Source organism: Pseudomonas sp. PS01270 (assembly GCF_029959775.1).
Classification (GTDB): Bacteria; Pseudomonadota; Gammaproteobacteria; order Pseudomonadales; family Pseudomonadaceae; genus Aquipseudomonas; species Aquipseudomonas atacamensis.
This window is the reverse complement of record NZ_JASCPT010000084.1, coordinates 1-24,844: the sequence shown is the minus strand read 5'-3', so window position 1 is coordinate 24,844 and position 24,844 is coordinate 1. Positions and strand designations below refer to the sequence as shown.

The 24,844-nt window shown below is 58.9% G+C and carries 25 protein-coding genes; 13 read left to right on the top strand and 12 right to left on the bottom strand.

What is annotated here, in order from left to right; genetic code table 11:
- Positions 1-89 precede the first annotated feature (89 nt).
- Positions 90-1,229 (bottom strand): glycerate kinase, encoded by a 1,140-nt coding sequence (locus QMX86_RS20105; protein ID WP_122704162.1) that lies wholly within the window; start codon positions 1,227-1,229, stop codon positions 90-92.
- A 214-nt stretch (positions 1,230-1,443) separates the two neighbouring features.
- Positions 1,444-2,562, bottom strand: a complete 1,119-nt coding sequence (locus tag QMX86_RS20100; protein ID WP_282387670.1) for a sugar diacid recognition domain-containing protein — start codon at positions 2,560-2,562, stop codon at positions 1,444-1,446.
- Between the two features lie 171 nt (positions 2,563-2,733).
- On the opposite strand from QMX86_RS20100, the gene QMX86_RS20095 reads away from it, so the two are divergent.
- Positions 2,734-4,044: an MFS transporter gene (locus QMX86_RS20095; RefSeq protein WP_282387667.1), complete on the top strand. Its 1,311-nt coding sequence runs from the start codon at positions 2,734-2,736 to the stop codon at positions 4,042-4,044.
- Positions 4,045-4,328: 284 nt separating this feature from the next.
- Positions 4,329-5,210: an EamA family transporter RarD gene (rarD, locus tag QMX86_RS20090; protein WP_071172591.1), complete on the top strand. Its 882-nt coding sequence runs from the start codon at positions 4,329-4,331 to the stop codon at positions 5,208-5,210.
- 138 nt (positions 5,211-5,348) lie between these two features.
- On the opposite strand, the gene hppD is transcribed toward rarD, so the two are convergent.
- On the bottom strand, positions 5,349-6,425 hold the full coding sequence (hppD, locus tag QMX86_RS20085; protein ID WP_016774910.1) for a 4-hydroxyphenylpyruvate dioxygenase: 1,077 nt from the start codon (positions 6,423-6,425) through the stop codon (positions 5,349-5,351).
- Positions 6,426-6,776: 351 nt separating this feature from the next.
- On the opposite strand from hppD, the gene QMX86_RS20080 reads away from it, so the two are divergent.
- Together QMX86_RS20080 and QMX86_RS20075 are read left to right on the top strand one after the other, a co-directional pair.
- Positions 6,777-8,312 (top strand): EAL domain-containing protein, encoded by a 1,536-nt coding sequence (locus tag QMX86_RS20080; RefSeq protein ID WP_282385249.1) that lies wholly within the window; start codon positions 6,777-6,779, stop codon positions 8,310-8,312.
- Between the two features lie 227 nt (positions 8,313-8,539).
- Positions 8,540-8,905, top strand: coding sequence for a histone-like nucleoid-structuring protein, MvaT/MvaU family (locus tag QMX86_RS20075; protein ID WP_016774912.1), 366 nt, complete (start codon positions 8,540-8,542; stop codon positions 8,903-8,905).
- A gap of 215 nt (positions 8,906-9,120) precedes the next feature.
- On the opposite strand, the gene QMX86_RS20070 is transcribed toward QMX86_RS20075, so the two are convergent.
- Entirely contained in the window at positions 9,121-9,639 is a 519-nt protein-coding gene (locus QMX86_RS20070) for a DUF4946 domain-containing protein (protein WP_282385248.1), read from the bottom strand.
- Between the two features lie 137 nt (positions 9,640-9,776).
- Between QMX86_RS20070 and gloA the strand changes: the two genes are divergently transcribed.
- Positions 9,777-10,298, top strand: coding sequence for a lactoylglutathione lyase (gloA, locus tag QMX86_RS20065; RefSeq protein WP_039762746.1), 522 nt, complete (start codon positions 9,777-9,779; stop codon positions 10,296-10,298).
- 252 nt (positions 10,299-10,550) lie between these two features.
- Here the strand turns inward: gloA and ahpF are convergent, their stop codons facing one another.
- The 3 genes from ahpF to QMX86_RS20050 form a co-directional block, all read right to left on the bottom strand.
- Entirely contained in the window at positions 10,551-12,113 is a 1,563-nt protein-coding gene (gene ahpF / locus QMX86_RS20060) for an alkyl hydroperoxide reductase subunit F (RefSeq protein WP_130929737.1), read from the bottom strand.
- 124 nt (positions 12,114-12,237) lie between these two features.
- A complete protein-coding gene (ahpC, locus tag QMX86_RS20055; protein ID WP_016774916.1) occupies positions 12,238-12,801 on the bottom strand; it encodes an alkyl hydroperoxide reductase subunit C in 564 nt (187 codons plus the stop codon).
- A 137-nt stretch (positions 12,802-12,938) separates the two neighbouring features.
- Positions 12,939-13,877, bottom strand: coding sequence for a site-specific integrase (locus tag QMX86_RS20050; RefSeq protein WP_282385246.1), 939 nt, complete (start codon positions 13,875-13,877; stop codon positions 12,939-12,941).
- A 177-nt stretch (positions 13,878-14,054) separates the two neighbouring features.
- Between QMX86_RS20050 and QMX86_RS20045 the strand changes: the two genes are divergently transcribed.
- Positions 14,055-15,071, top strand: coding sequence for a DNA-binding protein (locus tag QMX86_RS20045; RefSeq protein WP_282385244.1), 1,017 nt, complete (start codon positions 14,055-14,057; stop codon positions 15,069-15,071).
- Here the strand turns inward: QMX86_RS20045 and gorA are convergent.
- Both gorA and galU read right to left on the bottom strand, forming a co-directional pair.
- Entirely contained in the window at positions 15,068-16,426 is a 1,359-nt protein-coding gene (gene gorA, locus QMX86_RS20040; RefSeq protein ID WP_282385242.1) for a glutathione-disulfide reductase, read from the bottom strand. The genes QMX86_RS20045 and gorA overlap by 4 nt on opposite strands.
- A gap of 129 nt (positions 16,427-16,555) precedes the next feature.
- Entirely contained in the window at positions 16,556-17,395 is an 840-nt protein-coding gene (gene galU, locus QMX86_RS20035) for a UTP--glucose-1-phosphate uridylyltransferase GalU (RefSeq protein WP_024013124.1), read from the bottom strand.
- 258 nt (positions 17,396-17,653) lie between these two features.
- Between galU and QMX86_RS20030 the strand changes: the two genes are divergently transcribed.
- Together QMX86_RS20030 and QMX86_RS20025 are read left to right on the top strand one after the other, a co-directional pair.
- Entirely contained in the window at positions 17,654-17,839 is a 186-nt protein-coding gene (locus QMX86_RS20030) for a hypothetical protein (protein WP_016774922.1), read from the top strand.
- A gap of 140 nt (positions 17,840-17,979) precedes the next feature.
- Positions 17,980-18,267 (top strand): hypothetical protein, encoded by a 288-nt coding sequence (locus tag QMX86_RS20025; RefSeq protein WP_071172599.1) that lies wholly within the window; start codon positions 17,980-17,982, stop codon positions 18,265-18,267.
- Between the two features lie 3 nt (positions 18,268-18,270).
- Here QMX86_RS20025 and QMX86_RS20020 read toward each other — a convergent pair whose 3' ends face one another.
- Together QMX86_RS20020 and QMX86_RS20015 are read right to left on the bottom strand one after the other, a co-directional pair.
- Positions 18,271-18,501, bottom strand: coding sequence for a hypothetical protein (locus tag QMX86_RS20020; RefSeq protein ID WP_016774924.1), 231 nt, complete (start codon positions 18,499-18,501; stop codon positions 18,271-18,273).
- A 72-nt stretch (positions 18,502-18,573) separates the two neighbouring features.
- Complete coding sequence (locus QMX86_RS20015; RefSeq protein WP_071172600.1) at positions 18,574-18,930, bottom strand: hypothetical protein; 357 nt, start codon at positions 18,928-18,930, stop codon at positions 18,574-18,576.
- 211 nt (positions 18,931-19,141) lie between these two features.
- Here QMX86_RS20015 and QMX86_RS20010 point away from each other — a divergent pair, with 211 nt between their 5' ends.
- The 4 genes from QMX86_RS20010 (at position 19,142) to ada (ending at position 21,464) form a co-directional block, all read left to right on the top strand.
- Entirely contained in the window at positions 19,142-19,444 is a 303-nt protein-coding gene (locus QMX86_RS20010; RefSeq protein WP_007912251.1) for a DUF1883 domain-containing protein, read from the top strand.
- Positions 19,445-19,472: 28 nt separating this feature from the next.
- Positions 19,473-19,643 (top strand): hypothetical protein, encoded by a 171-nt coding sequence (locus tag QMX86_RS20005; RefSeq protein ID WP_282385237.1) that lies wholly within the window; start codon positions 19,473-19,475, stop codon positions 19,641-19,643.
- 7 nt (positions 19,644-19,650) lie between these two features.
- A complete protein-coding gene (gene alkB, locus QMX86_RS20000; RefSeq protein ID WP_071172601.1) occupies positions 19,651-20,322 on the top strand; it encodes a DNA oxidative demethylase AlkB in 672 nt (223 codons plus the stop codon).
- Positions 20,323-20,402: 80 nt separating this feature from the next.
- Positions 20,403-21,464 carry a bifunctional DNA-binding transcriptional regulator/O6-methylguanine-DNA methyltransferase Ada gene (gene ada / locus QMX86_RS19995; RefSeq protein WP_282385235.1) on the top strand — a complete coding sequence of 354 codons (1,062 nt, stop codon included), beginning with the start codon at positions 20,403-20,405 and terminating at the stop codon, positions 21,462-21,464.
- Here the strand turns inward: ada and QMX86_RS19990 are convergent.
- Positions 21,454-22,437, bottom strand: coding sequence for an MDR family oxidoreductase (locus tag QMX86_RS19990; RefSeq protein ID WP_282385233.1), 984 nt, complete (start codon positions 22,435-22,437; stop codon positions 21,454-21,456). The two genes, ada and QMX86_RS19990, sit on opposite strands and share 11 nt — an antisense overlap.
- 186 nt (positions 22,438-22,623) lie before the next feature.
- On the opposite strand from QMX86_RS19990, the gene QMX86_RS19985 reads away from it, so the two are divergent.
- Positions 22,624-24,844, top strand: a 2,221-nt coding sequence (locus QMX86_RS19985; protein ID WP_282390409.1) for an autotransporter, incomplete at its 3' end; no start/stop codon positions are given.

Sequence of the window (24,844 nt, the reverse complement as noted above, 5' to 3'; positions counted from 1 at the left end):
CAACGAGGCTGCGATCTTTTGATCTTGCTTTTAAAAGTCAAAAGATCGCAGCCTCGTTGCACTCGACAGCTCCTACATAGGCAAGCGGTTCAGCGTTTGGTGGCGAGTTGCCAGACCCGAGCAATATCTGTAGCGCGCTCACGCAGCAGGCGCGGGGCTTCGGCGCAGGCCTGTTCCAGAGTCATCGGTCCGCTGGTCACGGCGAACGCGGCGTCGATGCCGTGTTGATAGAGCTCCTGATAGCCCTCGCCCAAGGTCCCGGCAATCACGATCACCGGCACGGCGTGTTGTTTGGCAACTCGCGCAACACCGAACGGTGTTTTGCCACGCAGGGTTTGCGCATCGAAGCGGCCTTCTCCGGTAATCACCAGATCCGCACCTTTGACCGCGTCAGCGAGCCCGACCAGTTCCGCCACCACCTCGACGCCTGCCTGAAACTGCGCGCCGAGAAAAGCCTTGGCGGCAAACCCCAGACCACCCGCCGCGCCGCTGCCCGGTTCATTGCGCACGTCCTTGCCCAATGCTTGCGCGCAGAGTTTGGCAAAGTGCCCCAGCGCCTGATCGAGCTGCTCAACCTGCGCAGGCGATGCGCCCTTCTGCGGGCCGAAAATGGCCGAGGCGCCATGGGGGCCGCAGAGCGGATTGTTAACGTCGGCGGCGATGTCGAAACGCACATCGGCCAGACGTGGATCAAGTCCACTCAGGTCCAATCGCGCCAGTTGCGCCAAGGCCAGGCCGCCGGGCACCAGAGGCTGATTCTGCGCATCCAGCAACTTCACACCCAATGCCTGCATCGCCCCGGCACCGCCGTCATTGGTCGCGCTGCCGCCGATCGCCAGGATCACTCGTTGCGCGCCGGCATCCAGCGCTGCACGAATCAATTCACCCGTGCCAAACGTGCTGCTGATGCAGGCATCGCGCTGTCCCGGCGGGACCAGTTGCAGACCGCTGGCCTCGGCCATTTCGATGATCGCGGTGTGGTTGTGCGGTAGCCAACCCCAAGCGGCATCGACCGGCGCGCCCAGTGGACCGCGCACGCGGGTGCGGCGTAACTCACCTTCGCAGGCTGCAAGAATCGACTCGACCGTGCCTTCGCCGCCATCGGCCATCGGGCATTTGATCAGCGTTGCCTGCGGCCAGACCTGGGCCAGTCCGAGGGCGATGGCTTCGGCAACGCCTTGGGCACTCAGGCTGTCCTTGAACGAGTCGGGGGCGATGACGATTTTCATGGGAATTCTCCGGTTGCAGTGGCGTTCATGCTGCCAGTCGGCCTGCGCCTTGACGCCGGTCGGGTGCACAAGTGGCGTTGGCGTTTATTGTTCATTTCCACAAAAGGCTTGCGTTGGATGTTCCGGCCCCTTCACGAGCAGGCTCGCTCCCACATTTGAAATGCATGCCACTGTGGGAGCGAGCCTGCTCGCGAAGGGGACATTGAACACACGATCAATTCGGATCAGTCTGCGGCAGCAGCTGCACCCCCAGATACAACGCCAGCATCCCGTCCAGCTTCAACGGATCAACCCCGCTCAACTCGGCAATCCGTTCCATGCGATAGCGCAGGCTGTTGCGATGGATGCCCAGCGCCTCGGCACAGGCCTGGCTCTGCCCGTCGTGCTCGCACCAACTGCGCAGGGTCGCCAATAGTTGGCCGTTGCTGTCCTTGGCGATGACCTTGCGCAGCGGCTTGAGCAGTTCGTCCAGCGCATCATCGTTGCGATGTCGCCACAGCATGACCGGCAAGCGATAACGATTGAGCGTCAGCAGTCTCGAATTCGGCAGCACGTCACGACCATACGCCAGCAAGTCGCCGACCCGTCGATAACAGCGACGCAACCCGGCCAGACCATCCGCCTGCCCACCGACGGCGATGCGCAAAATCTTCCAGCCGAGGCCATCGAGTTTTTCCAGCAGGCGATCGTGCTCGACGTTCTGGCTCGCCGGGCGACACCACAACAGCGAAAACTTCGCCGAACTCACGCACCAACTGTCGGGATACCGCGAGGTCAGCCATGCACTCAACGCCTCGACGGTTTGCCCCGGGCCGTGCTCAAGCCCCAGTTCAAACAGATACGGCACCCGCGTCAGTTGCGGCTTGAGTCCCAACTGTTGCGCCTCATCGACCAGACGCGGCGAATCCCCCGCCTCGCTCAACAGCAACGCCAGCAGATCATCGCAGCGCTGCCGTCGCCACTGCTGCTCGGCCTGCTGGTTGCGCTGGCCGACGAGCATTTCGGCGGTCATGCGCACCAGCTCGGCGTAGGTGCGCAATTGCTCCGGCTCGCCAGTGATGCCAAGCACGCCGATCAAGCGCTGATCGAGCAACAGCGGCAGGTTGATGCCCGGTTGCACGCCTTTGAGGTGCACCGCCGTCTGCGCATCGATTTCCACCACGCGCCCGTTGGCCAGCACCAGTTGCGCGCCTTCATGCCGGGTGTTGATGCGCTCCGGTTCACCGCTGCCGAGGATCAGGCCCTGACTGTCCATGACATTGACGTTGTACGGCAAAATGGCCATGGCCCGGTCGACGATGTCCTGGGCAAGGTCGTGATCGAGTTCGAACATAGCGGCGGCAATCCTTCATTTCAGGCACGGACGGTTGTTCAGCCGCACAGGGTCTGGCGGCAAACCCTGTGCTCAGGCACAAAGACAATCCGGCCAAAGGTGGCCGAGACTCTCAGGGCGATCAACGTTACCCTTTGCATCGCGAAAAATCATAATAAAGAGAGAGCCGCTATGTCGCAGAGCGCCGCAGCTACCCAGACCATCGACGACGGTAAAAACGCCGTCTACAAACGCATCACCCTGCGTTTGATTCCCTTCATTTTCATCTGCTACCTGTTCAACTACCTCGACCGGGTCAACGTCGGCTTCGCCAAATTGCAGATGCTCGACGCACTGAAATTCAGCGAAACCGTATATGGCCTCGGCGCCGGCATCTTCTTCATCGGTTACGTGCTGTGCGGCGTGCCGAGCAACCTCGCACTGACCCGCTTCGGTCCTCGGCGCTGGATTGCCTTGATGATGATCACCTGGGGCACGCTGTCGACCTGCCTGTTGTTCGTCACCACCCCGACCGAGTTCTACACCCTGCGCTTGTTCACCGGTGCGGCTGAGGCGGGTTTCTTCCCGGGTGTCGTGCTGTATCTCTCGCAGTGGTTCCCGACCTTCCGCCGTGGCCGAATCATGGCGCTGTTCATGTCGGCAATCCCCGTCTCCGGTCTGCTCGGCAGCCCGTTTTCCGGCTGGATCCTTAACCACTTCGCCGCCGGCCAAGGTGGCCTGGCCGGTTGGCAGTGGATGTTCCTGCTGCAAGGCATTCCGACGGTGATCCTCGGCGCGCTGGCATATTTCCTGTTGAGCGACAGCTTTGCCAACGCCAAATGGCTGACCGCCCACGAACGTTCGGTGCTCGAAGCCGACCACGCCGAAGACCTCGCCAACAAACCGAAAACCGCCACCGACTCACTGCTTGCGGTGTTCAAGAATCCTGCGATCTGGGCCTTCGGCCTGATCTATTTCTGCATCCAGAGCGGCGTGTACGCGATCAACTTCTGGCTGCCGTCGATCATCAAGAACCTCGGCTTCAGCGACAACCTGGTGATCGGCTGGCTGAGTGCGATTCCGTACCTGCTCGCGGCGGTGTTCATGCTGGTCGTCGGCCGCTCGGCGGACTTGCGCAAGGAGCGCCGCTGGCACTTGGTGGTGCCGATGCTGATGGGCGCGATCGGGCTGGTGATCGCAGTGAACTTTGCGGCCAATCCGGCGATTGCGATTCTCGGCCTGACCATCGCGACCATGGGCGCACTGACTGGTCTGCCGATGTTCTGGCCGGTGCCAACCGCGATGCTGAGCGCGGGCGCGGCGGCTGGCGGTCTGGCGTTGATCAACTCGATGGGGCAGATGGCCGGGTTCCTCAGCCCGTATCTGGTGGGTTGGGTCAAGGACAGCACTGGCTCGACGGATGCGGCGTTGTATGTGCTGGCGGCGGTGATCGTTGGCGGGAGTCTGCTGGCGTTGCGGATGACGAGGACGTTGCGGGCTTAATCAGAAGCGCAGATCGAAAGATCGCAGCCTTCGGCAGCTACTGTGGAATGCGTTCCCTGTAGGAACTGCCGAAGGTTGCGATCTTTTGCGTTTAAGCGGTGCAATCATGCATAGCGCCAGCCGACGCAACATCTATGCTGAATCTGCCGGCCGCTTCGCGAGCAGGCTCGCTCCCACAGGATTTGTGGCTCCTGATGTGGGAAATAATGAGCATCCGCTCAATATTCAGCACAGAAACCACGTATCCTGCGCGCCCCGTTCAATCAACAAGCCGCGAGGACAGTTTGTCTAAAGGTATCGCTCTATCGGTTTCAGCCTCGGTGCTGTTTGCCGTCATGTATTACTACACGTCGCTGCTGACGCCTCTGAGCGGCGTGGAAATCTTCGGCTGGCGCATGCTCCTGACCGTGCCGTGCATGACCGTGTTCATGCTGGTTTCCGGGGAATGGCGGCGGGTGCTGGAGCTGTTCCGATTGATGGCAGCCAGGCCGAAGCTGATTGCCGGGCTGCTGGTTTCTTCCGCCCTGCTCGGCGTTCAGCTGTGGCTGTTCATGTGGGCACCGCTCAATGACTACAGCCTGGATGTATCGCTGGGTTATTTCTTGTTGCCGCTGGCGATGGTGCTGACCGGGCGGATTGCCTATGGCGAGAGCCTGTCTTACCTGCAGAAAATCGCCGTATTTTTTGCCAGCCTCGGCGTGTTGAACGAGTTGTATCAGGTGGGTGGTTTTTCCTGGGCGACACTGGTGGTCGTGGTCGGTTATCCGCTGTACTTCGTACTGCGCAAATACCTGAAAACCGACAACCTCGGTGGCCTGTGGGTCGACATGACCCTGATGCTGCCGGTCGCCTACTGGTTTGTGCAGGGCGGCGAACAGGGCCTGGCCGTGTTCGATCAATATCCGGGACTGATGTGGCTGATTCCGCTGCTCGGCTTGATCAGCGCTTCCGCGCTGGTGGTGTACATCATCGCCAGCCGCTTGCTGCCGTTCAGTCTGTTTGGTTTGTTGAGTTATGTGGAACCGGTGTTGTTGCTTGCGGTGGCGTTGTTGCTGGGAGAAAGCATCAAGTCGGGCGAGTGGCTGACTTACATCCCGATCTGGCTGGCGGTTGTGGTGCTGGTTTTCGAAGGCTTCAAGCATTTGACGCGGCAACGCCGCTCTTAAAAGCAAAAGATCGCAGCCTTCGGCAGCTCCTACAGGAAAAATGCATTCCAAATGTAGGAGCTGCCGAAGGCTGCGATCTTTTGATCTTAAAAAATCCCGGCCCTGCATTTCTGCAGGCCGGGATTTCTTCGTTTCAGGTTACTCGGTGGTCAGCACACCACGACGCACCTGGTCACGCTCGATCGATTCGAACAGAGCCTTGAAGTTGCCCTCGCCGAAACCGTCGTCGCCCTTGCGCTGGATGAACTCGAAGAATACCGGGCCCATCAGGGTTTCCGAGAAGATCTGCAGCAGAAGGCGCTTGTCGCCCTGCTCCGAGGCACCGTCGAGCAGAATGCCGCGCGATTGCAGCTGATCGACCGGCTCGCCGTGGTTCGGCAGGCGACCTTCAAGCATTTCGTAGTAGGTGTCCGGCGGCGCGGTCATGAAGCGCATGCCGATTTTCTTCAGCTGATCCCAGGTCTTGATCAGGTCGTCGGTGAGGAACGCAACGTGCTGGATGCCCTCGCCGTTGAACTGCATCAGGAACTCTTCGATCTGCCCGGCGCCTTTGGACGACTCTTCGTTGAGCGGGATGCGGATCATGCCATCCGGTGCGGTCATGGCTTTCGAAGTCAGACCGGTGTACTCGCCTTTGATGTCGAAGTAACGGATTTCACGGAAGTTGAACAGCTTCTCGTAGAAGTTCGCCCAGTAGGCCATGCGACCGCGATAAACGTTGTGGGTCAGGTGATCGATGATCTTCAGGCCGGCGCCAACCGGGTTGCGATCAACACCTTCGATAAACACGAAGTCGATGTCGTAGATCGAGCTGCCTTCGCCGAAACGGTCGATCAGGTACAGCGGCGCGCCGCCGATGCCTTTGATCGCCGGCAGGTTAAGCTCCATCGGACCAGTTTCGATGTGGATCGGCTGAGCGCCGAGTTCGAGTGCGCGGGAATAGGCTTTCTGCGAATCCTTGACGCGAAACGCCATGCCGCAAACGGACGGGCCGTGTTCGGCGGCGAAGTACGAGGCGACGCTGTTGGGTTCGTTATTGAGGATCAGATTGATCGCGCCCTGACGATAGAGGTGCACGTTCTTGGAACGGTGGGTCGCGACTTTGGTGAAGCCCATGATCTCGAAGATCGGCTCCAGCGTGCCGGGAGTCGGCGCTGCGAACTCGATGAACTCAAAGCCCATCAGGCCCATTGGGTTTTCGTATAAATCTGCCATGGTGACGCCTCATCATTTCTTATCAATTAACCAGGGTTATTTGTCAGGAAAGTGATGTAGAGGGAGGCGCACAGGAGATACCACGCACGCTGCGCGCGAGGAAGTCTCCGTAGATCAGTTGGAACCCGAATATCTTCATTGTCGACCCAAGGCTCTTGCGGGCGAGGCTTCTGCTGCCAGAAGACGATTATTATTGTATGCGTAAATCGATTCTACACAGCGTAACGAGACCTGTCTGCCTTCTGTATAAAATCCGCTTTTTTTCGTACGGCGCAAGAGCCATCTGCGATCTATTCTCCCCTCTGGCTCAATTGTTTATCGGGCCGGACTTCGACGCCACAGGATGTGTCCATGCCGCTGACCCGCAGACCCCGCCGCAAACGCAGGACCCGCATCGTCGTGACTGTGCTCAGCGGTCTGCTGCCGATCGTACTGGGCAGTGGGATTCTTTATATGCAGGCAGAACGCACACTGCAGCAAAGTGCCGGGGAAACGGCCGAACAAGCGCTGCGACAGTTCGATCTGATGCTCGATAACACGGCAGAAGCCGCTCGGGTCCTGCTGCCGCTTGCCGGAAAAAATTGCGAAGAGGTGAAACTGGCCCTGCGCGAACAAGTGACCCGCCGCCCCTTCGTGCGCTCGACCAATCTGGTCTGGGACAACAATCTCTACTGCAGCTCACTCTTCGGGGCGTTCCAGGAAGCCGTCAATGCCGGGGACTATCATCAAGGCAAACTGTGGTTGATGAACGGCAATCCGGTGACGCCTGATACGGCATTGTTGATCTACCGTCTCAGCGACGGTCGCGGTGGCGCACTGACCACACTGGATGGCTATCACTTGAGCAACATCCTGCGCCTGATCGGCCGCCAGACATTACTGATGTTGCAAGTGGGCGATAACTGGCTGTCCGCCGACGGCAAAGTTCATCAGGGATCACTGCCTGCCCCGCCGGTCGCGCACAGCCTGCTGGAATCCAAGCGTTACGGTTTCAAAGTGTCGGCGGGTTTCCCCCAGGGCGAAGTCCGGCGCTACATGGCGGCTGAGTATCCTCCGCTGTTCAGTCTGTTGATTTTCTTCGGCGCAATCTCCGGTGCCATTGGCCACTTCGTTCAGAAGCGATCGACCTCGCCCAGCCACGAAATGATGCGCGCACTCGAGGCCGGGGAATTCATTCCTTACTTCCAGCCCGTGGTTCACGGTGACAGCAAGCAGTGGTCGGGCGCTGAAGTGCTGATGCGCTGGAATCACCCGAAAGAGGGGCTGGTACGCCCGGACCTTTTCATTCCATTTGCCGAACACTCAGGCCTGGTCGTGCCGATGACCCGCTCACTGATGCAACAGACTGCGGCCCTGCTGGGACCGCACTCTGTGAACTTCGCCAAGCCTTTCCATATCGGCATCAACATCAGCGCCAGCCACTGCCAGGATCTGGAGCTGGTCGAGGATTGTCGCGACCTCTTGGCGGCGTTTGCGCCCGGCAGCGTCGAACTGGTGCTGGAATTGACGGAGCGCGAACTGATCGAGCCGAGCGACATCACGCTTCAGTTGTTTGAGCAATTGCACGCACTTGGAGTGAAAATCGCAATCGACGACTTTGGTACCGGACACTCGAGCCTTGGTTATCTGCGCACCTTCAACGTCGACTTTCTAAAGATCGATCAGAGCTTCGTGGCCATGATCGGCGTAGACGCGTTATCGAGGCATATTCTCGACTCCATCATTGAACTGTCGGCCAAACTGGACTTGGGCATTGTTGCCGAAGGTGTCGAAACTCAGGCCCAGGCTGATTACCTGACCGAGCATAACGTTAACTTTTTGCAGGGCTATTTGTACGGTAGACCGATGCCTGGCGCTGATTTCCTCGAAGCATTAACTCATCATTAAATCGCCGACACTGCCCGCCGAACAACCGCACCAAATTGATACAAAAAGTCATTGTTGTTACATGGCGACAACATCAGGATTTACTCTTGTCGCATTAACTACTACAATTTTTTCAACCTGAGCCAGACTGGCAGGTGAGCCAATTATCACCGAGTCGCTTCCAGGCTCTTGGCTTATAGCTTTGTTTGCGGTTGGTATCAGCCAAACACACTATTGGAGTAAAGATATTGTCCAGACTCGCTGAATTTCGCGCAGCTGAAAAGGCCCTTCAGGAACAGCTCAAACAGCTGGAATCGCTGAAGAACGATGCCGGGCTGAAGAAAGAAATCGAATTCGAAGAAAAGCTCCAGGGACTGATGAAAACCTATGGCAAAGGCCTGAAAGACATCATCGCCATCCTTGATCCAAACCCGGCAAAGTCCGGTCTGCAGCAGTCCGCAGCGCCCAAGACCCGCCGCGCCCGCGTGGTCAAGGTTTATCAGAACCCGCACACTGGCGAGCTGATCGAAACCAAGGGCGGCAACCATCGCGGTCTGAAAGCCTGGAAAGAGCAGTACGGTGCAGCCACCGTGGATTCATGGTTGCGCGGTTAATCTGACGCCAACAAAAAGCCCTGCCTGATGCAGGGCTTTTTTATTGACAATATCTAACAAATGAAATGATTTTCATCGAACAAGTTGGAAATTTGTGTAACGCTTCTGAATCATCAGGCTAAACATTTTGCTGCGCGATGTTACCTCGCGCGCTTGATCAAACTATGTGCTTAATCCCTTCCGGTAAGCGAACTGCTGCGAGTTAGTACGAACGTTTATAATTTCAGGCTGTTGCGCGCCGCTTCTATATCGTCGGCGCTCGCCTTATAAACGTCGGCCTGACCGGCATATGAAAGTACGTAAGCCTTGTCTGTTTCCACAGCTGCCACCAACGTTTGTGATAATACATGTCGACCGTTCTCGGTGACCGTGCAGGTCGTCTCCAGCCCGGACAATGAGCCGAGCGCAGCCGGATGAATTCTGTTGCAGACGCTCTGATAACCACTGCGGAAAAAATCCTTCTGGATCGATTTGCGCATCTCCAGCAGCACGCCTTGCAAATTGACCTGATGCCCCGCCTCCACTTGCGTCATCGTCAACTCCATCACCATTACCTGATTGCCATCAGCATCGAGCTTCACCGCCCGTTGCCGCGAGACTGGCGGCGCGGTTTCCGGCAATGCTTCAACCTCCCAGCCCGTCGGCCAAGTGATACTTGGTTCGGCCATTACGGGTAAAACCACAGCCGACGACAAAGCAAAAAAAACAAACACGGATTTCAACAGTCGGATCATTGCCGGACGCACTCATGGATAGAAAGCAAAGTCTGAGCCCCGCCTTCGCGCAGGGCAAGCCCGCCTTGCATTTGGCGATGCCGGCCGGCATGCGTATCATTGCGCCCATTCACTCGCCCATTGTTATTGGAGGGCCCATGAGCCTCAACGAACTGAACACTTTTCCCGGCGTGACCGCCACGCCAGACAGCGCAACCCGCAACTTCGTGTTCAACCACACCATGTTGCGCGTGAAGGACATCACCAAGTCGCTGGATTTCTACACCCGCGTATTGGGTTTCTCGCTGGTCGAGAAGCGTGATTTCCCGGAAGCCGAGTTCAGCCTGTATTTCCTCGCGCTGGTCGACAAAGCGCAGATCCCGGCCGACGCCGCCGCGCGTACCGAATGGATGAAATCGATCCCGGGCATTCTCGAACTGACCCACAACCACGGCACCGAAAACGATGCCGACTTCGCCTATCACAATGGCAACACCGACCCGCGCGGTTTCGGCCACATCTGCATCTCAGTGCCGGACATCGTTGCAGCATGTGCACGTTTTGAAGAGCTGGGTTGCGATTTCCAGAAGCGTCTGACCGATGGCCGGATGAAGAGCCTGGCGTTCATCAAGGATCCGGATGGCTACTGGGTCGAAATCATTCAGCCTGCGCCGCTGTAAAAGCTGAAAGCCCCTCACCCTAGCCCTCTCCCAGAGGGAGAGGGGACTGATTGCGGGATGTTGGAGAATTACGCCGACTTGAACGATTGGCGGTGAATCCATAATCGACCGGCTCTCTCAGGTCGATGGATGACTTCAGACACCTCGGTCGGCTCCCTCTCCCTCGGGAGAGGGTTGGGGTGAGGGGTGGCTTTCCACGCGCAATAAAAAACCCATGATCGCTCATGGGTTTTTTAGTTTTCGACCTGGCAGTTACGCCGGGGCCGAAGTCCGGATCAAGTGATCGAACGCGCTCAGAGAAGCCTTGGCGCCCTCGCCCACTGCGATCACGATCTGCTTGTACGGCACAGTCGTCACGTCACCCGCTGCGAAGATCCCCGAGATCGAAGTCTCGCCACGATTATCGACAATGATCTCGCCACGCGGCGACAGCTCGATGGTGCCCTTCAGCCAATCGGTGTTCGGCAGCAGACCGATCTGTACGAAGATGCCTTCCAGCTCAACCGTACGCAGCTCATCTGTAGTGCGATCCTTGTAACGCAGACCGTTGACCTTCTCACCATTGCCGGTGACTTCAGTGGTTTGCGCACTGGTGATCACCGTGACGTTCGGCAGGCTGTGCAGCTTGCGCTGCAACACAGCATCGGCGCGCAGTTGTACGTCGAATTCCAGCAACGTTACGTGCGACACGATACCGGCCAGATCGATGGCCGCTTCAACGCCGGAGTTACCGCCGCCGATCACCGCCACGCGCTTGCCTTTGAACAGTGGGCCGTCGCAGTGCGGGCAGTACGCCACGCCCTTGTTGCGGTATTCCTGCTCGCCCGGAACGTTCATTTCGCGCCAGCGTGCGCCGGTGGCGAGAATCACGCTCTTGGCTTTCAGGGTCGCGCCACTGGCGAAGCGGACTTCATGCAGCTCGCCGTTCTTGCCCGGGATCAGCTTGTCGGCGCGTTGCAGGTTCATGATGTCGACGTCGTACTGCTTGACGTGTTCTTCCAGCGCCGTGGCCAGTTTCGGCCCTTCGGTTTCCTGCACGGAAATGAAGTTCTCGATGGCCATGGTATCGAGCACCTGGCCGCCGAAACGCTCAGCCGCGACACCAGTGCGGATGCCTTTACGTGCGGCATAAATAGCCGCCGAAGCACCGGCCGGGCCACCGCCGACGACCAGCACGTCAAAGGCTTCCTTGGCGCTGATTTTCTCGGCCTGACGCTCAATCGCGCCGGTGTCGAGTTTGGCGAGGATTTCCTCCAGGCCCATGCGGCCCTGGCCGAAGTTTTCGCCGTTGAGGTAGATGCTCGGCACAGCCATGATCTTGCGATCGTTGACTTCGTCCTGGAACAGCGCGCCGTCGATGGCGACGTGGCGGATGTTCGGGTTGAGCACGGCCATCAGGTTCAGCGCCTGGACGACGTCCGGGCAGTTTTGGCAAGACAGCGAGAAGTAAGTCTCGAAGCTGAACTCGCCTTTGAGCGAGCGAATCTGCTCGATGACTTCAACGCTGGCCTTCGACGGGTGGCCGCCGACTTGCAGCAGGGCCAGCACCAGCGAGGTGAATTCGTGGCCCATTGGAATACCGGCGAAACGCAGGCTGATGTCGGCTCCAGGGCGATTGATCGAGAACGATGGCTTGCGAACATCGTCACCGCTGTCGATCAGGGTAATTTGGCTCGAAAGACTGGCAACGTCTTTCAGCAGGTCCAGCATTTCACGGGATTTCGCACCGTCGTCGAGGGATGCAACGATCTCGATCGGTTGGGTGACCCGTTCCAGGTACGATTTCAACTGGGCTTTAAGATTGGCGTCCAACATACGGGCGATTTCCTTTATTTGAGGCGAAAAAAAGCCCGAGCGAATCTCGCCCGGGCATTTTTATTGGGCGGTGCAGCTAACTTAAGAAGGTGCGGCGTGCCGCCCTGCGTTGCATGTCACAGACTTAGATCTTGCCGACCAGGTCCAGCGACGGAGCCAGAGTGGCCTCGCCTTCTTTCCACTTGGCCGGGCAAACTTCGCCTGGGTGTGCAGCGACATACTGAGCAGCCTTGATTTTGCGCAGCAGCTCGGAAGCGTCACGGCCAACGCCGCCATCGTTCAGTTCAACGATTTTGATCTGGCCTTCAGGGTTGATCACGAAGGTGCCACGGTCAGCCAGACCAGCTTCTTCGATCAGCACGTCGAAGTTGCGGGAGATGACGTGGGTAGGGTCGCCGATCATGGTGTATTCGATTTTGCCGATGGCTGGCGAAGTGTTGTGCCAGGCAGCGTGAGCAAAGTGGGTGTCGGTCGAAACACTGTAGATTTCCACGCCCAGCTTCTTGAACTCAGCGTAGTTGTCAGCCAGGTCTTCCAGCTCGGTTGGGCACACGAAGGTGAAGTCGGCTGGGTAGAAGAACACTACGGACCACTTGCCTTTCAAGTCAGCATCCGAGACTTGAACGAAGTCGCCGTTTTTGAACGCGGTAGCTTTGAACGGTTTTACTTGGCTGTTGATGATAGGCATCGATGACTCTCCGTCAGGGGTTATGAAGTTGATGGGTGAATCCTACCCACTCACTCGACGGAAGGCTCATTGGCAAACCTGATACTGCTGATTTGTTTTCGCTATTAGCTGACTGTATTAATAGAAGAAAACGATCTCTACGCTTGATCCGGCTTATCCATAATCCGAGCCATTCCCTGGAATGGGCTGACCTCAACATAGCGCATGGCGGATTTCATGTCCTTCCAGCCGACGTAGCTCATCAGCGATTTAAGATCCCAGCCGCTTTGATGCGCCCATGTGGCAAAGCCACGCCGCAGTGAATGGCTGGTGTAGTTGGCGGCGGCAATCCCGGCGCGCTGCAACGCCTGGCGGAGCAGCGGAATAATGCTGTTGGCGTGCAGGCCCTCCTCGCTCAGATTGCCCCAGCGATCAATGCTGCGGAACACCGCGCCGCGCACCAGCGCAGCCTCTGTAATCCAATCGATATAGGCCTGCACCGGGCACAACTTCAACAGCGCTGGGGCCTGGTAGGTCTGCCCGAGGTTTTCCCGGTCGCCCTTGCTGCGCGGCAGATACAAAGTGATTCCTTTGCCAGCACTCGCCTGCACATGCTCGATTTGCAAACGGCACAATTCGTCGCTGCGAAAGCCGCGCCAGAAGCCCAACAGAATCAGCGCGCGATCCCGATACGCCTTGAGCAAGGTCGGGCGGTCCTGTTCTTCCCGGGCCGTCTGCGCCTCCTGCTCAAGCCAATCGATCACGCGCTGCAGATCCTGCAGTTGCAGCGGCTCAGCCTGTTTTTCCTGCGCCGGGTGCAAAGCACGAATGCCCTTGAACACCTTGCGCACCACTGGCGCCTTGGTCGGATCGGCAAAGCCCTGACTGTTGTGCCACTGCGCCAGCGCCGACAGACGCAGCTTCAGCGTGTTGATCGACAGTACGCCAGCGTGCGCCACCAGATATCGCGCAACGCTATCGGCAGTAGCCGGCAGAAATCCGCCCCACGTCACCTCGAAGTGCTCAATCGCCATGCGATAGCTGCGGCGAGTGTTGTCCCGGGTGGCGGCTTGCAGATATCGATCGATGTCACTCATGGGCAGATTTCTCGCTTGTGTACGGGTTCACTCATGCAGATGCGCATTTTGCCGCCTGACATTGGGTAATACCAGTATATCCCGTGTGTTTTAATTCAAATATTTACCTATATTTTCAGCATGGTACACTGCGTACTTTAGTGGCATGTACCACAGTACGTAACCGTAGGAGTTCTCATGGCCCGTGGCGGCATTACCAAAGCACTGGTGCAAATCGCGCGCACAGCGATCCTGGCTCGCGGCGAACACCCAAGCATCGATGCAGTACGCATCGAAATGGGCAACACCGGCTCGAAAACCACGATCCATCGCTACCTGAAAGAACTGGATGACGGCGCACAACCAGCAGAAGCGTCTGCAGAACCGATCGATGATGAGCTGACCGCCCTCGTCTCTCGCCTCGCCCAGCGTCTGAAAGAACAGGCGCAGGAGCCCATCGAGCAAGCCCGCGAACAGTTCGAAGAGCAACGGGAAGCACTGGAAACCGAACTGAAACAGGTTCGCCAGGCGCTGGAGAAACTCGAACACGACCACGACATTCAGGGCGCCGCGCTGCAACGCGAATCCGAGGCGCTGAGCAACACCCGCTCGATGCTGCAAACCGAACAGACGCGCAATGCCGGCCTCAACCAGGCATTGGCCGATTTTGAATTGCGCTTGCAGGACAAGGACGAACAGATCCGCTCGCTGGAAGAAAAACACCTGCACGCCCGCGATGCGCTGGAGCATTACCGTAACGCCACCAAGGAACAGCGCGAGCAGGAACAGGCCCGCCATGAAGGGCAGCTTCAGCAGATCCAGGCCGAACTGCGTCAAGCCCAGCAGAGCGCGCTGGTGCGTCAGGATGAGATCACACAGTTGCACCGCGACAACGAACGCCTGCTCACCGAAAACCGTGGCACCCAGCGCGAGCTGAACTTGTTGCAGGATCAGCTCAAGCAGAGTAATCAGCGGCAGGATCAATTGCTCGAGCAGGCGACGCGCATGGACAGCGAGCGCACCCTCCTCCAGGAACGTCTGCGCGTGGCGACACTGGAAAGTCAGGCACTCAAGCAGAGCGTCGACGAGCAGACGCAACTCAATCAGTCACTGGAAAAGGAATTGCTCAAGGCTCAGGCGAGCCTTGAGGACAGCCAGCGTCTGGCGGCCACCGTTGCGGCAGCGCCAGACTCGACCAAAGCGAAGGACGCTTAAGCGCTGACCGGCGTGCGCATGGTCACAAACTCTTCGGCAGCCGTCGGGTGCACCCCGATGGTGTCGTCGAAGTCGCGCTTGGTCGCGCCCGCCTTCAAGGCAATCGCCAGACCTTGCACGATCTCGCCAGCGTCCGGGCCGACCATGTGGCAGCCAAGCACCTTGTCGGTCTTGGCGTCGACTACCAGCTTCATCAGGGTTTTCTCCTGACAGTCAGTCAGGGTCAGCTTCATCGGCCGGAAGCGACTTTCGAAAATGACCACTTCGTGGCCACAATCGCGCGCTTCTTCTTCGCTCAAACCGACTGTGCCGATGTTCGGCAGGCTGAACACGGCGGTCGGAATCATCTTGTAGTCCACCGGGCGGTATTGCTCCGGCTTGAACAGACGCCGCGCCACGGCCATGCCTTCGGCTAGCGCGACCGGTGTCAGTTGCACGCGACCAATGACGTCGCCCAGCGCCAGAATCGATGGCTCGGTGGTTTGATACTCTTCGTCGACTTTGATGAAGCCCTTGTCGTCCAGTTGCACATCGGTATTTTCCAAGCCCAGATTGTCCAGCATCGGACGTCGACCGGTGGCGTAGAACACGCAATCGGCTTCGAGTACACGCCCATCCTTGAGCGTCGCCTTCAAGCTGCCGTCGGCCTGCTTGTCGATGCGTGCGATGTCGGCATTGAATTGCAGGTCGAGGCCGCGCTTGGTCAATTCTTCTTGCAGGTGCTTGCGCACCGACCCATCGAAACCACGCAGGAACAAATCGCCGCGATACAGCAGCGTGGTGTTGGCACCGAGGCCATGGAAAATCCCGGCGAACTCGACGGCGATATAACCGCCGCCAACCACCAGCACACGCTTGGGCAGCTCTTTGAGGAAGAACGCCTCGTTCGAACCGATCGCGTGCTCGTGCCCCGGAATTTCAGGAATCTGCGGCCAGCCGCCAGTCGCGATCAGGATATTCTTGGCGGTGTAGCGTTCGCCGTTGACCTCAACCTCGTGCGGCCCGACGATTTTCGCGTGCGCCTCGTGCAGGGTCACGCCGCTGTTGACCAGCAGATTGCGATAAATGCCGTTAAGGCGATTGATCTCACGATCCTTGTTGGCGATCAGCGTGGCCCAGTCAAAGTTGGCTTCGCCCAGGTTCCAGCCGAAACCGGACGCCTGCTCGAAGTCCTCGGCAAAGTGCGCGCCGTAGACCAGCAGCTTTTTCGGCACGCAGCCGACGTTGACGCACGTGCCGCCGAGGTAACGGCTCTCGGCCACCGCCACTTTCGCCCCGAAGCCTGCGGCAAACCGCGCAGCTCGCACACCGCCGGAACCGGCACCAATCACATAAAGGTCAAAATCGTAGGCCATTTCTATCTCCTCGGCAGGCCATCAGCATACCCGCAGTCATCCATTGGGCAAGCACTGCCATCCATATAAGGGCGGAAAATGAAAAAGCCACCCGAAGGTGGCTTTCTTTTGCAGACGAGGCAAACGCTATCAGTAAGCTTTGCCAGTCTTGTAGAAGTTTTCGAAGCAGAAGTTGGTCGCGTCGATGTAGCCTTCAGCGCCACCGCAGTCGAAACGCTTGCCCTTGAACTTGTAGGCCATCACGCAGCCGTTCTGGGCCTGCTTCATCAGGGCGTCGGTGATCTGGATTTCACCGCCCTTGCCTGGCTCGGTCTGCTCGATCAGGTCGAAGATGTCCGGGGTCAGGATGTAGCGACCGATGATCGCCAGGTTCGACGGCGCGTCTTCCGGCTTAGGCTTCTCGACCATGCTGTGTACGCGGTAGATGTCGTCGCGGATCATTTCGCCAGCGATTACGCCGTACTTGTTGGTTTCCTGCGGATCGACTTCCTGGATAGCGACGATCGAGCAGCGGAACTGCTTGTACAGTTTGACCATCTGGGTCAGCACGCCGTCGCCGTCGATGTTGACGCACAGGTCGTCCGCCAGAACCACGGCGAACGGTTCGTCACCGATCAGCGGGCGGCCAGTCAGGATCGCGTGACCCAGACCTTTCATTTCGGTCTGACGGGTGTAAGAGAATGAGCACTCGTCCAACAGCTTGCGGATGCCGACCAGGTACTTTTCCTTGTCGGTGCCCTTGATCTGGTTTTCCAGCTCGTAACTGATGTCGAAGTGGTCTTCCAGAGCACGCTTGCCACGGCCGGTGACGATGGAAATCTCAGTCAGGCCCGCGTCCAGTGCTTCTTCAACGCCGTACTGGATCAGTGGCTTGTTTACCACCGGCAGCATTTCTTTAGGCATGGCTTTGGTCGCTGGGAGGAAGCGAGTGCCGTAACCGGCTGCTGGAAACAAGCATTTCTTGATCATATAAGTCCTTGAAAAGGCTGTGTGTACGAGTTTCGAGGCAGTCTAATCAGGCGGCGTGCGCCTTACAATGCCCCGCGCTGGCTAACCGATGCCAACATAGAGAAATATTCGCGCGGATAGTTCCATCCGGGTATTTCAGCGGCGGAGTCAGCGTAGCTCAAGATCCGGGCAAACAGGATCACCATACGCTTATCAGCCCCCAATGCGAGCATTTGCCGCTATCATGGCGCCTTTGAACCACCGAACGAGAATGACCAGATGGCTGCGGTAAAAATCATCAACGGGTATGTGATCGACAAGAAAGACGGCAAGTGGACGCTGACCACCACTAATGGCGAACATATCGCCGGGCCTTTCGACAGCGAGCAGATGGCGACGGATGTAGCCTCGGTGTTCACCGATACACCTGCTTCTTCCAAGCGCCGTGGAAAAGATCAGGACTGATCCTGCCAGCACTTGCGCCAAGCCCTGCCAGAACGCAGGGCTTTTTTGTGCCTTATTGGCAAACAAGTGGCCAATCGCTATAACCTTTTCATCGCGGCGCTGTCAGAGCAACCAGTCTCCCACTTGAAGATCACGCAACCATGAACCTGAACAAACTGCAGCCGCTTCTCGCGGTATTGGTATTGAGCGGCTGTGCCACTTCGCAGCCCACCTATCTGAACAATGGCGAACAGGGTCTGAGCATCGACTGTTCCGGCGAAGCCAACTCCTGGGCCATGTGCTACGAAAAGGCCGATGCCTCCTGCGCTGGCACCGGTTATCGCATCGTCGGCACCGATGGCACGCCGGCGCCCAAGGAAGATGACAAAACCCTCGGCGTTGACGTTGGCAATTACAAGACCCGCAACGTCGTGGTCGTCTGCAAGTAAGCCTTACATGTGGATTTCGGCGAACTTGATCCCGAGGCCACGGACGACCTCGATCAGATCGTCGAGCCGATTGAAAGACTCGACTTCATCATTGTCATCCACCAAAAAGTAGCTGCGCCCTGCACTCTTCTTGAAAAACACGATCCACTCACCGGGATTCGCCGGGTTCTGGATGACATGGGTGGCAGAGATAAGGCCCTCTGCGTGGCGCTCCCGCACGTGCTCTCGCTTCATTGCGACTCCATATATGACAATGCCGCCACAGCAGGACTGTGACGGCATCGGGGGCTGATGTTCGCTAGTCTATCAGCCGGAAATACAGGCGTTCGCGGCTTTCTGCACATCGTGAGGGCGAACCGGCACATTGGACATGCGCTCATGCAGCTTGATGCTGCTGCCGCCGGCGCGATCTTCGATATCAAACACGGCTGCCGGGCCTGAAGAAAGCTTGCCCGGGACGATGACTCGTACTCCGTCCTTCTGCGGCTGCACCTGCAACGCGCCGCGACTGTCAGCGAGCTTGTCGGTCAGGCATTGCGCATACTCCTGGGGCTTTTTGCCGGAGATCACGCTCATGGTTGGCAGCGTTTCATTGATTTCGGAAACATTTGCACAACCGGCCATCGCCAGAATCAACGGCACACACACCACACCCCACTTCATATGAATCCTCCGTCAAAGACCGTCCGACAGCACAAATGCCGCTTTTCTCCGGGGCCTTGTGTATTTAACCCGCCCGCCGTGGCGAAGTTCTGTTCAAAATTTGTCAAAGCAACGCCCGACGGCCAGATAATAACCCGTGCGGGCTGATAAACTGCGCCCATCGACAAGCTATCGTTTTGATTTAGTAGAAAAAGCCCTTCTGGAGGCGCCCATGAAATTCATTCACCAGCGCGAGCACCTCAACGAAGACGACATCGTCGTCATTCAATGTTCGCAGATGTGCAACATCCGTTTGATGAACGACGCCAACTTCCGCAGCTTCAAAAACGGCGGCCGTCACACCTACCACGGCGGCGCGTTCGACACTTTCCCGGCACGCATCACCGCACCGAGCACCGGCTTCTGGAACATCACCATCGACACCGTCAACCGCCGCGCAATCAGCGTGACTCGCAAGCCGACGCTGACCCACTCGATCAAGATCATCCGTCGTTCCAGCACCAAACTGAGCTGAGACGCACAGCCTATTCTGAAAGGGAAACATGACCGTGGCGCAAAAAACCAAATACGTGATCAAGTACAAACTGGACGGTGAACAGCGTTTCGAGTTCGCCGAACTGGAAACCGGCACCGACGAGGAAGCGAAAGCGGCGCTGAAGAAAATGCACCCTGACGAACAACTCAGTGACATCAAGGTCAGCAAAGCGCTGTAACCGAATCATGCAACCGACCACGTTTGACCTGTTCGCCGACAACGAACCCGTACAGCAAGCCCGCGCCGAGCAGATCGGCGAACAATCGTGGGTGCTGCGCGGATTCGCCTTGCCGCAGGTCGAGCAACTGCTGACCGAGCTCGAAGCCATTCTTGCCGCCGCCCCGCTACGCCACATGGTTACGCCCGGCGGTTTCAGCATGTCGGTCGGCACCAGCAGTTGCGGGCAGCTGGGCTGGATCACTGATCGCAGCGGTTACCGCTATTCCAGCGTCGATCCACTCAGCGGCTTGCCGTGGCCATCAATGCCGGCGGTGTTTGCCGATTTGGCCCACGAGGCGGCGGAACGCGCAGGCTTCCCGGGTTTTCAGGCCGACTCCTGCCTGATCAACCAATACGTCCCCGGCGCCAAGATGTCGCTGCATCAGGACAAGGACGAAAAGGGTTATGCCGCGCCCATCGTTTCGTTGTCGCTGGGGTTGCCGGCGATGTTTCTGTTTGGCGGCTTCGAACGCAGCGATAAAACCCGGCGCATCCCGCTGCTGCATGGCGACATGGTGGTCTGGGGCGGCGTGGACCGTCTGCGCTATCACGGCGTGCTGCCAATCAAACCCGGCCATCACCCGCTCTTGGGCGAGCGGCGCATCAACATCACCTTCCGCGTCGCGGGCGTTCAATAAAAGTTTGACCGCAAGGCGCGGAGTGTCGCGGGTTACGATGCTGGTTAACCTGACTCAAACAGGTCAACGGATTCCCTCTCATGGACACGCTTTCGAAGACGATCAGAACTGAAGACGATCCACGCTGGGCCGCCGTGGTTGCGCGCGATCCGCGTGCGGACGGGCAGTTTGTCTACGCAGTAAAAACCACCGGCGTTTATTGCCGACCGAGCAGCCTTGCGCGTTTGCCGAAACCGCAGAACGTCGAATTTTTCGACACTGCCGAACTGGCCGAAGCTGCCGGATATCGGCCGAGCAAACGCGCCAGCAAGGACCAGAATGACGCGCAGCACGCGGCGATCATCGCAGCGGCCTGCCGGCAAATCGAAGCGTGCGAGACGTTGCCCGCGCTCGACAGCCTCGCCGCCGGCGCAGGCCTTAGCCCTTTCCATTTTCATCGAGTATTCAAAGCCGCGACCGGCCTGACGCCCAAGGCTTACGCCACGGCGCATCGCTCACGCAAACTGCGTGCGCGCCTGGCGGACGGCGGCTCGGTGACCGACGCGCTGTATGACGCCGGATTCAATTCCAACAGCCGTTTCTACGAATCAGCCGATCAACTGCTGGGCATGAAGCCCACCGATTACCGCGCCGCCGGGCAGAACAACGACATTCGCTTTGCCGTTGGCCAATGCTCGCTGGGGGCGATTCTGGTGGCGCAAAGCGACCGTGGGATCTGCGCGATTCTGCTCGGCGACGATCCGCATCAACTGGTCTGCAACCTGCAGGATCAGTTTCGCAACGCCAACCTGATCGGCGCCGACCACGAATTTGAACAGGTGGTCGCCAGCGTCGTCGGCTTTGTCGAAGCACCGGCGAAAAGCCTGAACTTGCCGCTGGATATACGCGGCACAGCGTTTCAGGAGCGCGTCTGGCAGGCGCTGCGGGAGATTCCCGCAGGCAGCACCGCCAGTTATGCCGAAATCGCGCAACGTATCGGCGCGCCGACTTCGATGCGTGCCGTGGCCCAGGCTTGCGGGGCCAACCGCCTGGCGGTGGCGATTCCCTGCCACCGCGTGGTACGCAGCGATGGCAACCTTTCCGGCTACCGCTGGGGCGTCGAGCGCAAACGCCAACTGCTTGAGCGCGAACTCAACGATTGACGTCGACCACCACCCTGCCCCGCAGTTGCCCGGCAAGCAGTTTGGGCGCAGCCTCAAGGGCTTCGCTCAGGCTGATTTCCTGACTGATCAATTGCAGTAATGAGATATCCAGATCCTTGGCCAGCCGGCCCCAGGCCTCGATACGGCGCGCCTTGGGCTGGGTCACGCTGTTGATTCCAGCCAGCGTCACGCCGCGCAGAATGAACGGCGCTACCGAGGCGGGAAAGTCCATGCCTTGCGCCAACCCGCATGCCGCGACCACGCCTTCCGAGCGAGTGCTGGCGCAAGCGTTGGCCAATGTATGGCTGCCGACCGAATCGACCACCGCCGCCCAACGCTCCTTCGCCAACGGCTTGCCCGGTTCGGACAAGGTGGCTCGATCGATAATTTCGGCAGCACCCAATTGCGCCAGATATTCATGCTCGGACACGCGGCCGGTGGATGCCACCACGCGGTATCCCAACTTGCTGAGCAAGGCGATGGCAAAGCTGCCGACCCCGCCGTTGGCGCCAGTGACCAACACTTCACCGTGATCCGGCGTCACGCCATGGCGCTCCAGCGCCAGAATGCACAGCATCGCCGTGTAGCCGGCGGTGCCGATGGCCATGGCTTGCGCCGGGGTGAAAGCTTCGGGCAGTGGAATCAGCCAGTCACCGTTGAGCCGGGCCTTTTGCGCCAGTCCGCCCCAGTGGCTTTCACCGACGCCCCAACCGTTGAGCAGCACCCGATCGCCCGCCTTGAAATCCCCATGCGAACTGGACTCGACAGTCCCCGCCAGATCGATCCCCGGCACCATGGGAAACTTGCGTACCACCGGGCTGCTGCCGGTAATCGCCAGGCCGTCTTTGAAATTCAGCGTGCTGTACGCGACGTTCACGCTGACGTTGCCTTCGGGCAGTTGCTGTTCATCGATTTGCCGCAGATTGGCGCGATAACCGCTGTCGTCTTTGTCGATCAGGATGGCGTTGAACATGACGGCCTCTCGAAAATGATTTGAAACAAGCATGCCTTGAAATAGCACATCGCAACACATTGCCACACTCGACTTTGCGCTAACGGCTCGATCTGCCGGGTAAATCCACGGCGGGCGGCTATGCTTTTTCGACGGTTGTGTTTTCCCGGTTTTGCCTTGCGAACCGGTGTGTCGATGGAGCTGACGATGCCTTTCCTGAGCGCTTTACCCTCGCTGCTGATGTTATGTCTGCTGACACTTGGCAATGCCTGGGCAGCCGCACCAGCGGCAAAGCCGAACGCGGCGCCAAGCGAGCCGACATGGCCGCAGGTGATCAGCAGCGGCAAGAGCAAGCTGACGGTGTATCAGCCGCAGCTCGACAGTTGGGACGGCTATACGCTCAATGCCCGCGCGGCGGTCGAAGCCACGGCTGCCGATGGCAAGTCCACCTACGGCATCGTCCAGTTCAGCGCTCATACCCTCGTCGACAAGGCCACCCGCTGGGTCGCGCTCGATCAGTACAAAATCATCAAGGCCGATTTCCCCGCCGATGCCAAACAGGCCGACACGTGGCTCGCCATCCTGAAAAAAGATGCCGAGAGCCGCAAGAAAACCATTTCACTGGATCAGCTGGAAGCAGCGGTTGGGGTGCTCAACGCTGAACAGAAAGCCGACAGCGCGCCCTTGGAAAACACGCCGCCGACCATTATCAGCTCCGACAGCCCGGCAATTCTCGTATACATCGACGGCGAGGCGGCTTATCGGCCGGTGGAAGGAACGGAGCTGCAACGGGTGATCAACACGCGCCCACTTCTGCTCAAGGACGCCGAAGGCAAACACTACCTGCATGTATTTGACGGCTGGATGGTTGCCGATCAATTGGCCGGTGATTACACGCGCCTCGCTGCACCACCGGCCAGTCTGGAAAAAGCCAAACAGGCGGCGATCAAGAGTCGCCAGGTGGACCTGCTCACCGGGCAAAGCGATCCGAAGGACAAGATTCCCAGCCTGGCCAAGCCGCCGCAGCCGAAAATCTTCATCGCCACCACGCCAACGGAACTGTTGGTGACCGACGGCGCCGCGCAATGGCAACCGATTCAGGGCACCAGCCTGTTGTACGTGAGCAACACCACCGGGCACATTTTCAAGGAAATCGGCGACCAGAACAGTTACGTGCTGATCTCCGGGCGCTGGTTCCGCGCCAGCGACATGAGCGGGCCATGGACCTTTGTCCCGGCAGACAAGCTGCCGGCCGACTTTGCCAATATTCCTGACGACAGCGCCAAAGAGAACGTCAAGGCCTCGGTAGCCGGCACGCCACAGGCACAGGAGGCGGCCATTGCGGCCACGATCCCGCAGACGTCGGCGATCAACAAGAGCGCGGTGAAGATGACGACACCGCAATTTGACGGCGAGCCGCAGCTCAAAGCGATCAGCAATACGCCGCTGCAATACGTGGTCAACAGCGCCACTCCGATTATTCGAGTCGACAACGACAGTTGGTGGGCGGTGGAGAACGGCATCTGGTTCAGCGCCACCTCACTGAACGGGCCGTGGAGTGTGGCCATTTCAGTGCCAGCGGTGATTTATTCGATTCCGCCCAGCTCGCCGATGCACTACCTCACGTACGTGAAGGTTTACGAATCCAGCGGCGATACCGTGGTGGTCGGCTACACGCCGGGCTATCAAGGCTCGACGCTGGACCCGGCGACTGGCGTTGTGGTGTACGGCACCGGTTATCCGTATACGCCGTGGGTCGGTAGCGTCTGGTACGGGCCGCCGGTGACCTATGGTTTCGGCGTCGCGATTCGTTACACGCCGTGGACTGGCTGGACCTTCGGCTTCGGATTCGGCTGGAGCTGGGGCGGCAACACCGTCGCCATGGGCTGGGGCTGGGGCGCCTATCCGTGGTGGGGAAATTACGGCTGGGGCTACGCGTGGGGTCCGCGTCTGTACCCGGCGCCGCTGGCCTGGGGTGGCGCAGCCTACGGTTATCGCGGCGGCGCGGTGGCCTGGGGTCCGGGGGGCTGGGCCGGAACCACCGGCAATCTTTATCATCAGTGGGGTGATCGCGCGACGGTCAGCCGTTATCGCGCCGGTTACAACGCCTGGACCGGCAATCGCTGGGCCGGCCAGGTTGGCGCCTCGTACAACTCGCGTACCGGCATTGCCGCCGCCGGGCAACGTGGCGCGGTGCACAACGCCTACACCGGCAACTACGCTGCCGGGCGCAGCGGCGTGGCAGTCGGCCCGAACGGCGGCGCCATCGCCGGAGAACGGGTTAGCGCTGGCAACGTTCGCAGCGGCACTCACGTCAGCGCCAATCGCGGCGCCGTTTACAACCCCAATACCGGCAACACCACGCAATACGGCGGTATCCATGGCCGCACCGGCGGCGCCGCGCGGGTCGGCGACAATGTTTATGCCG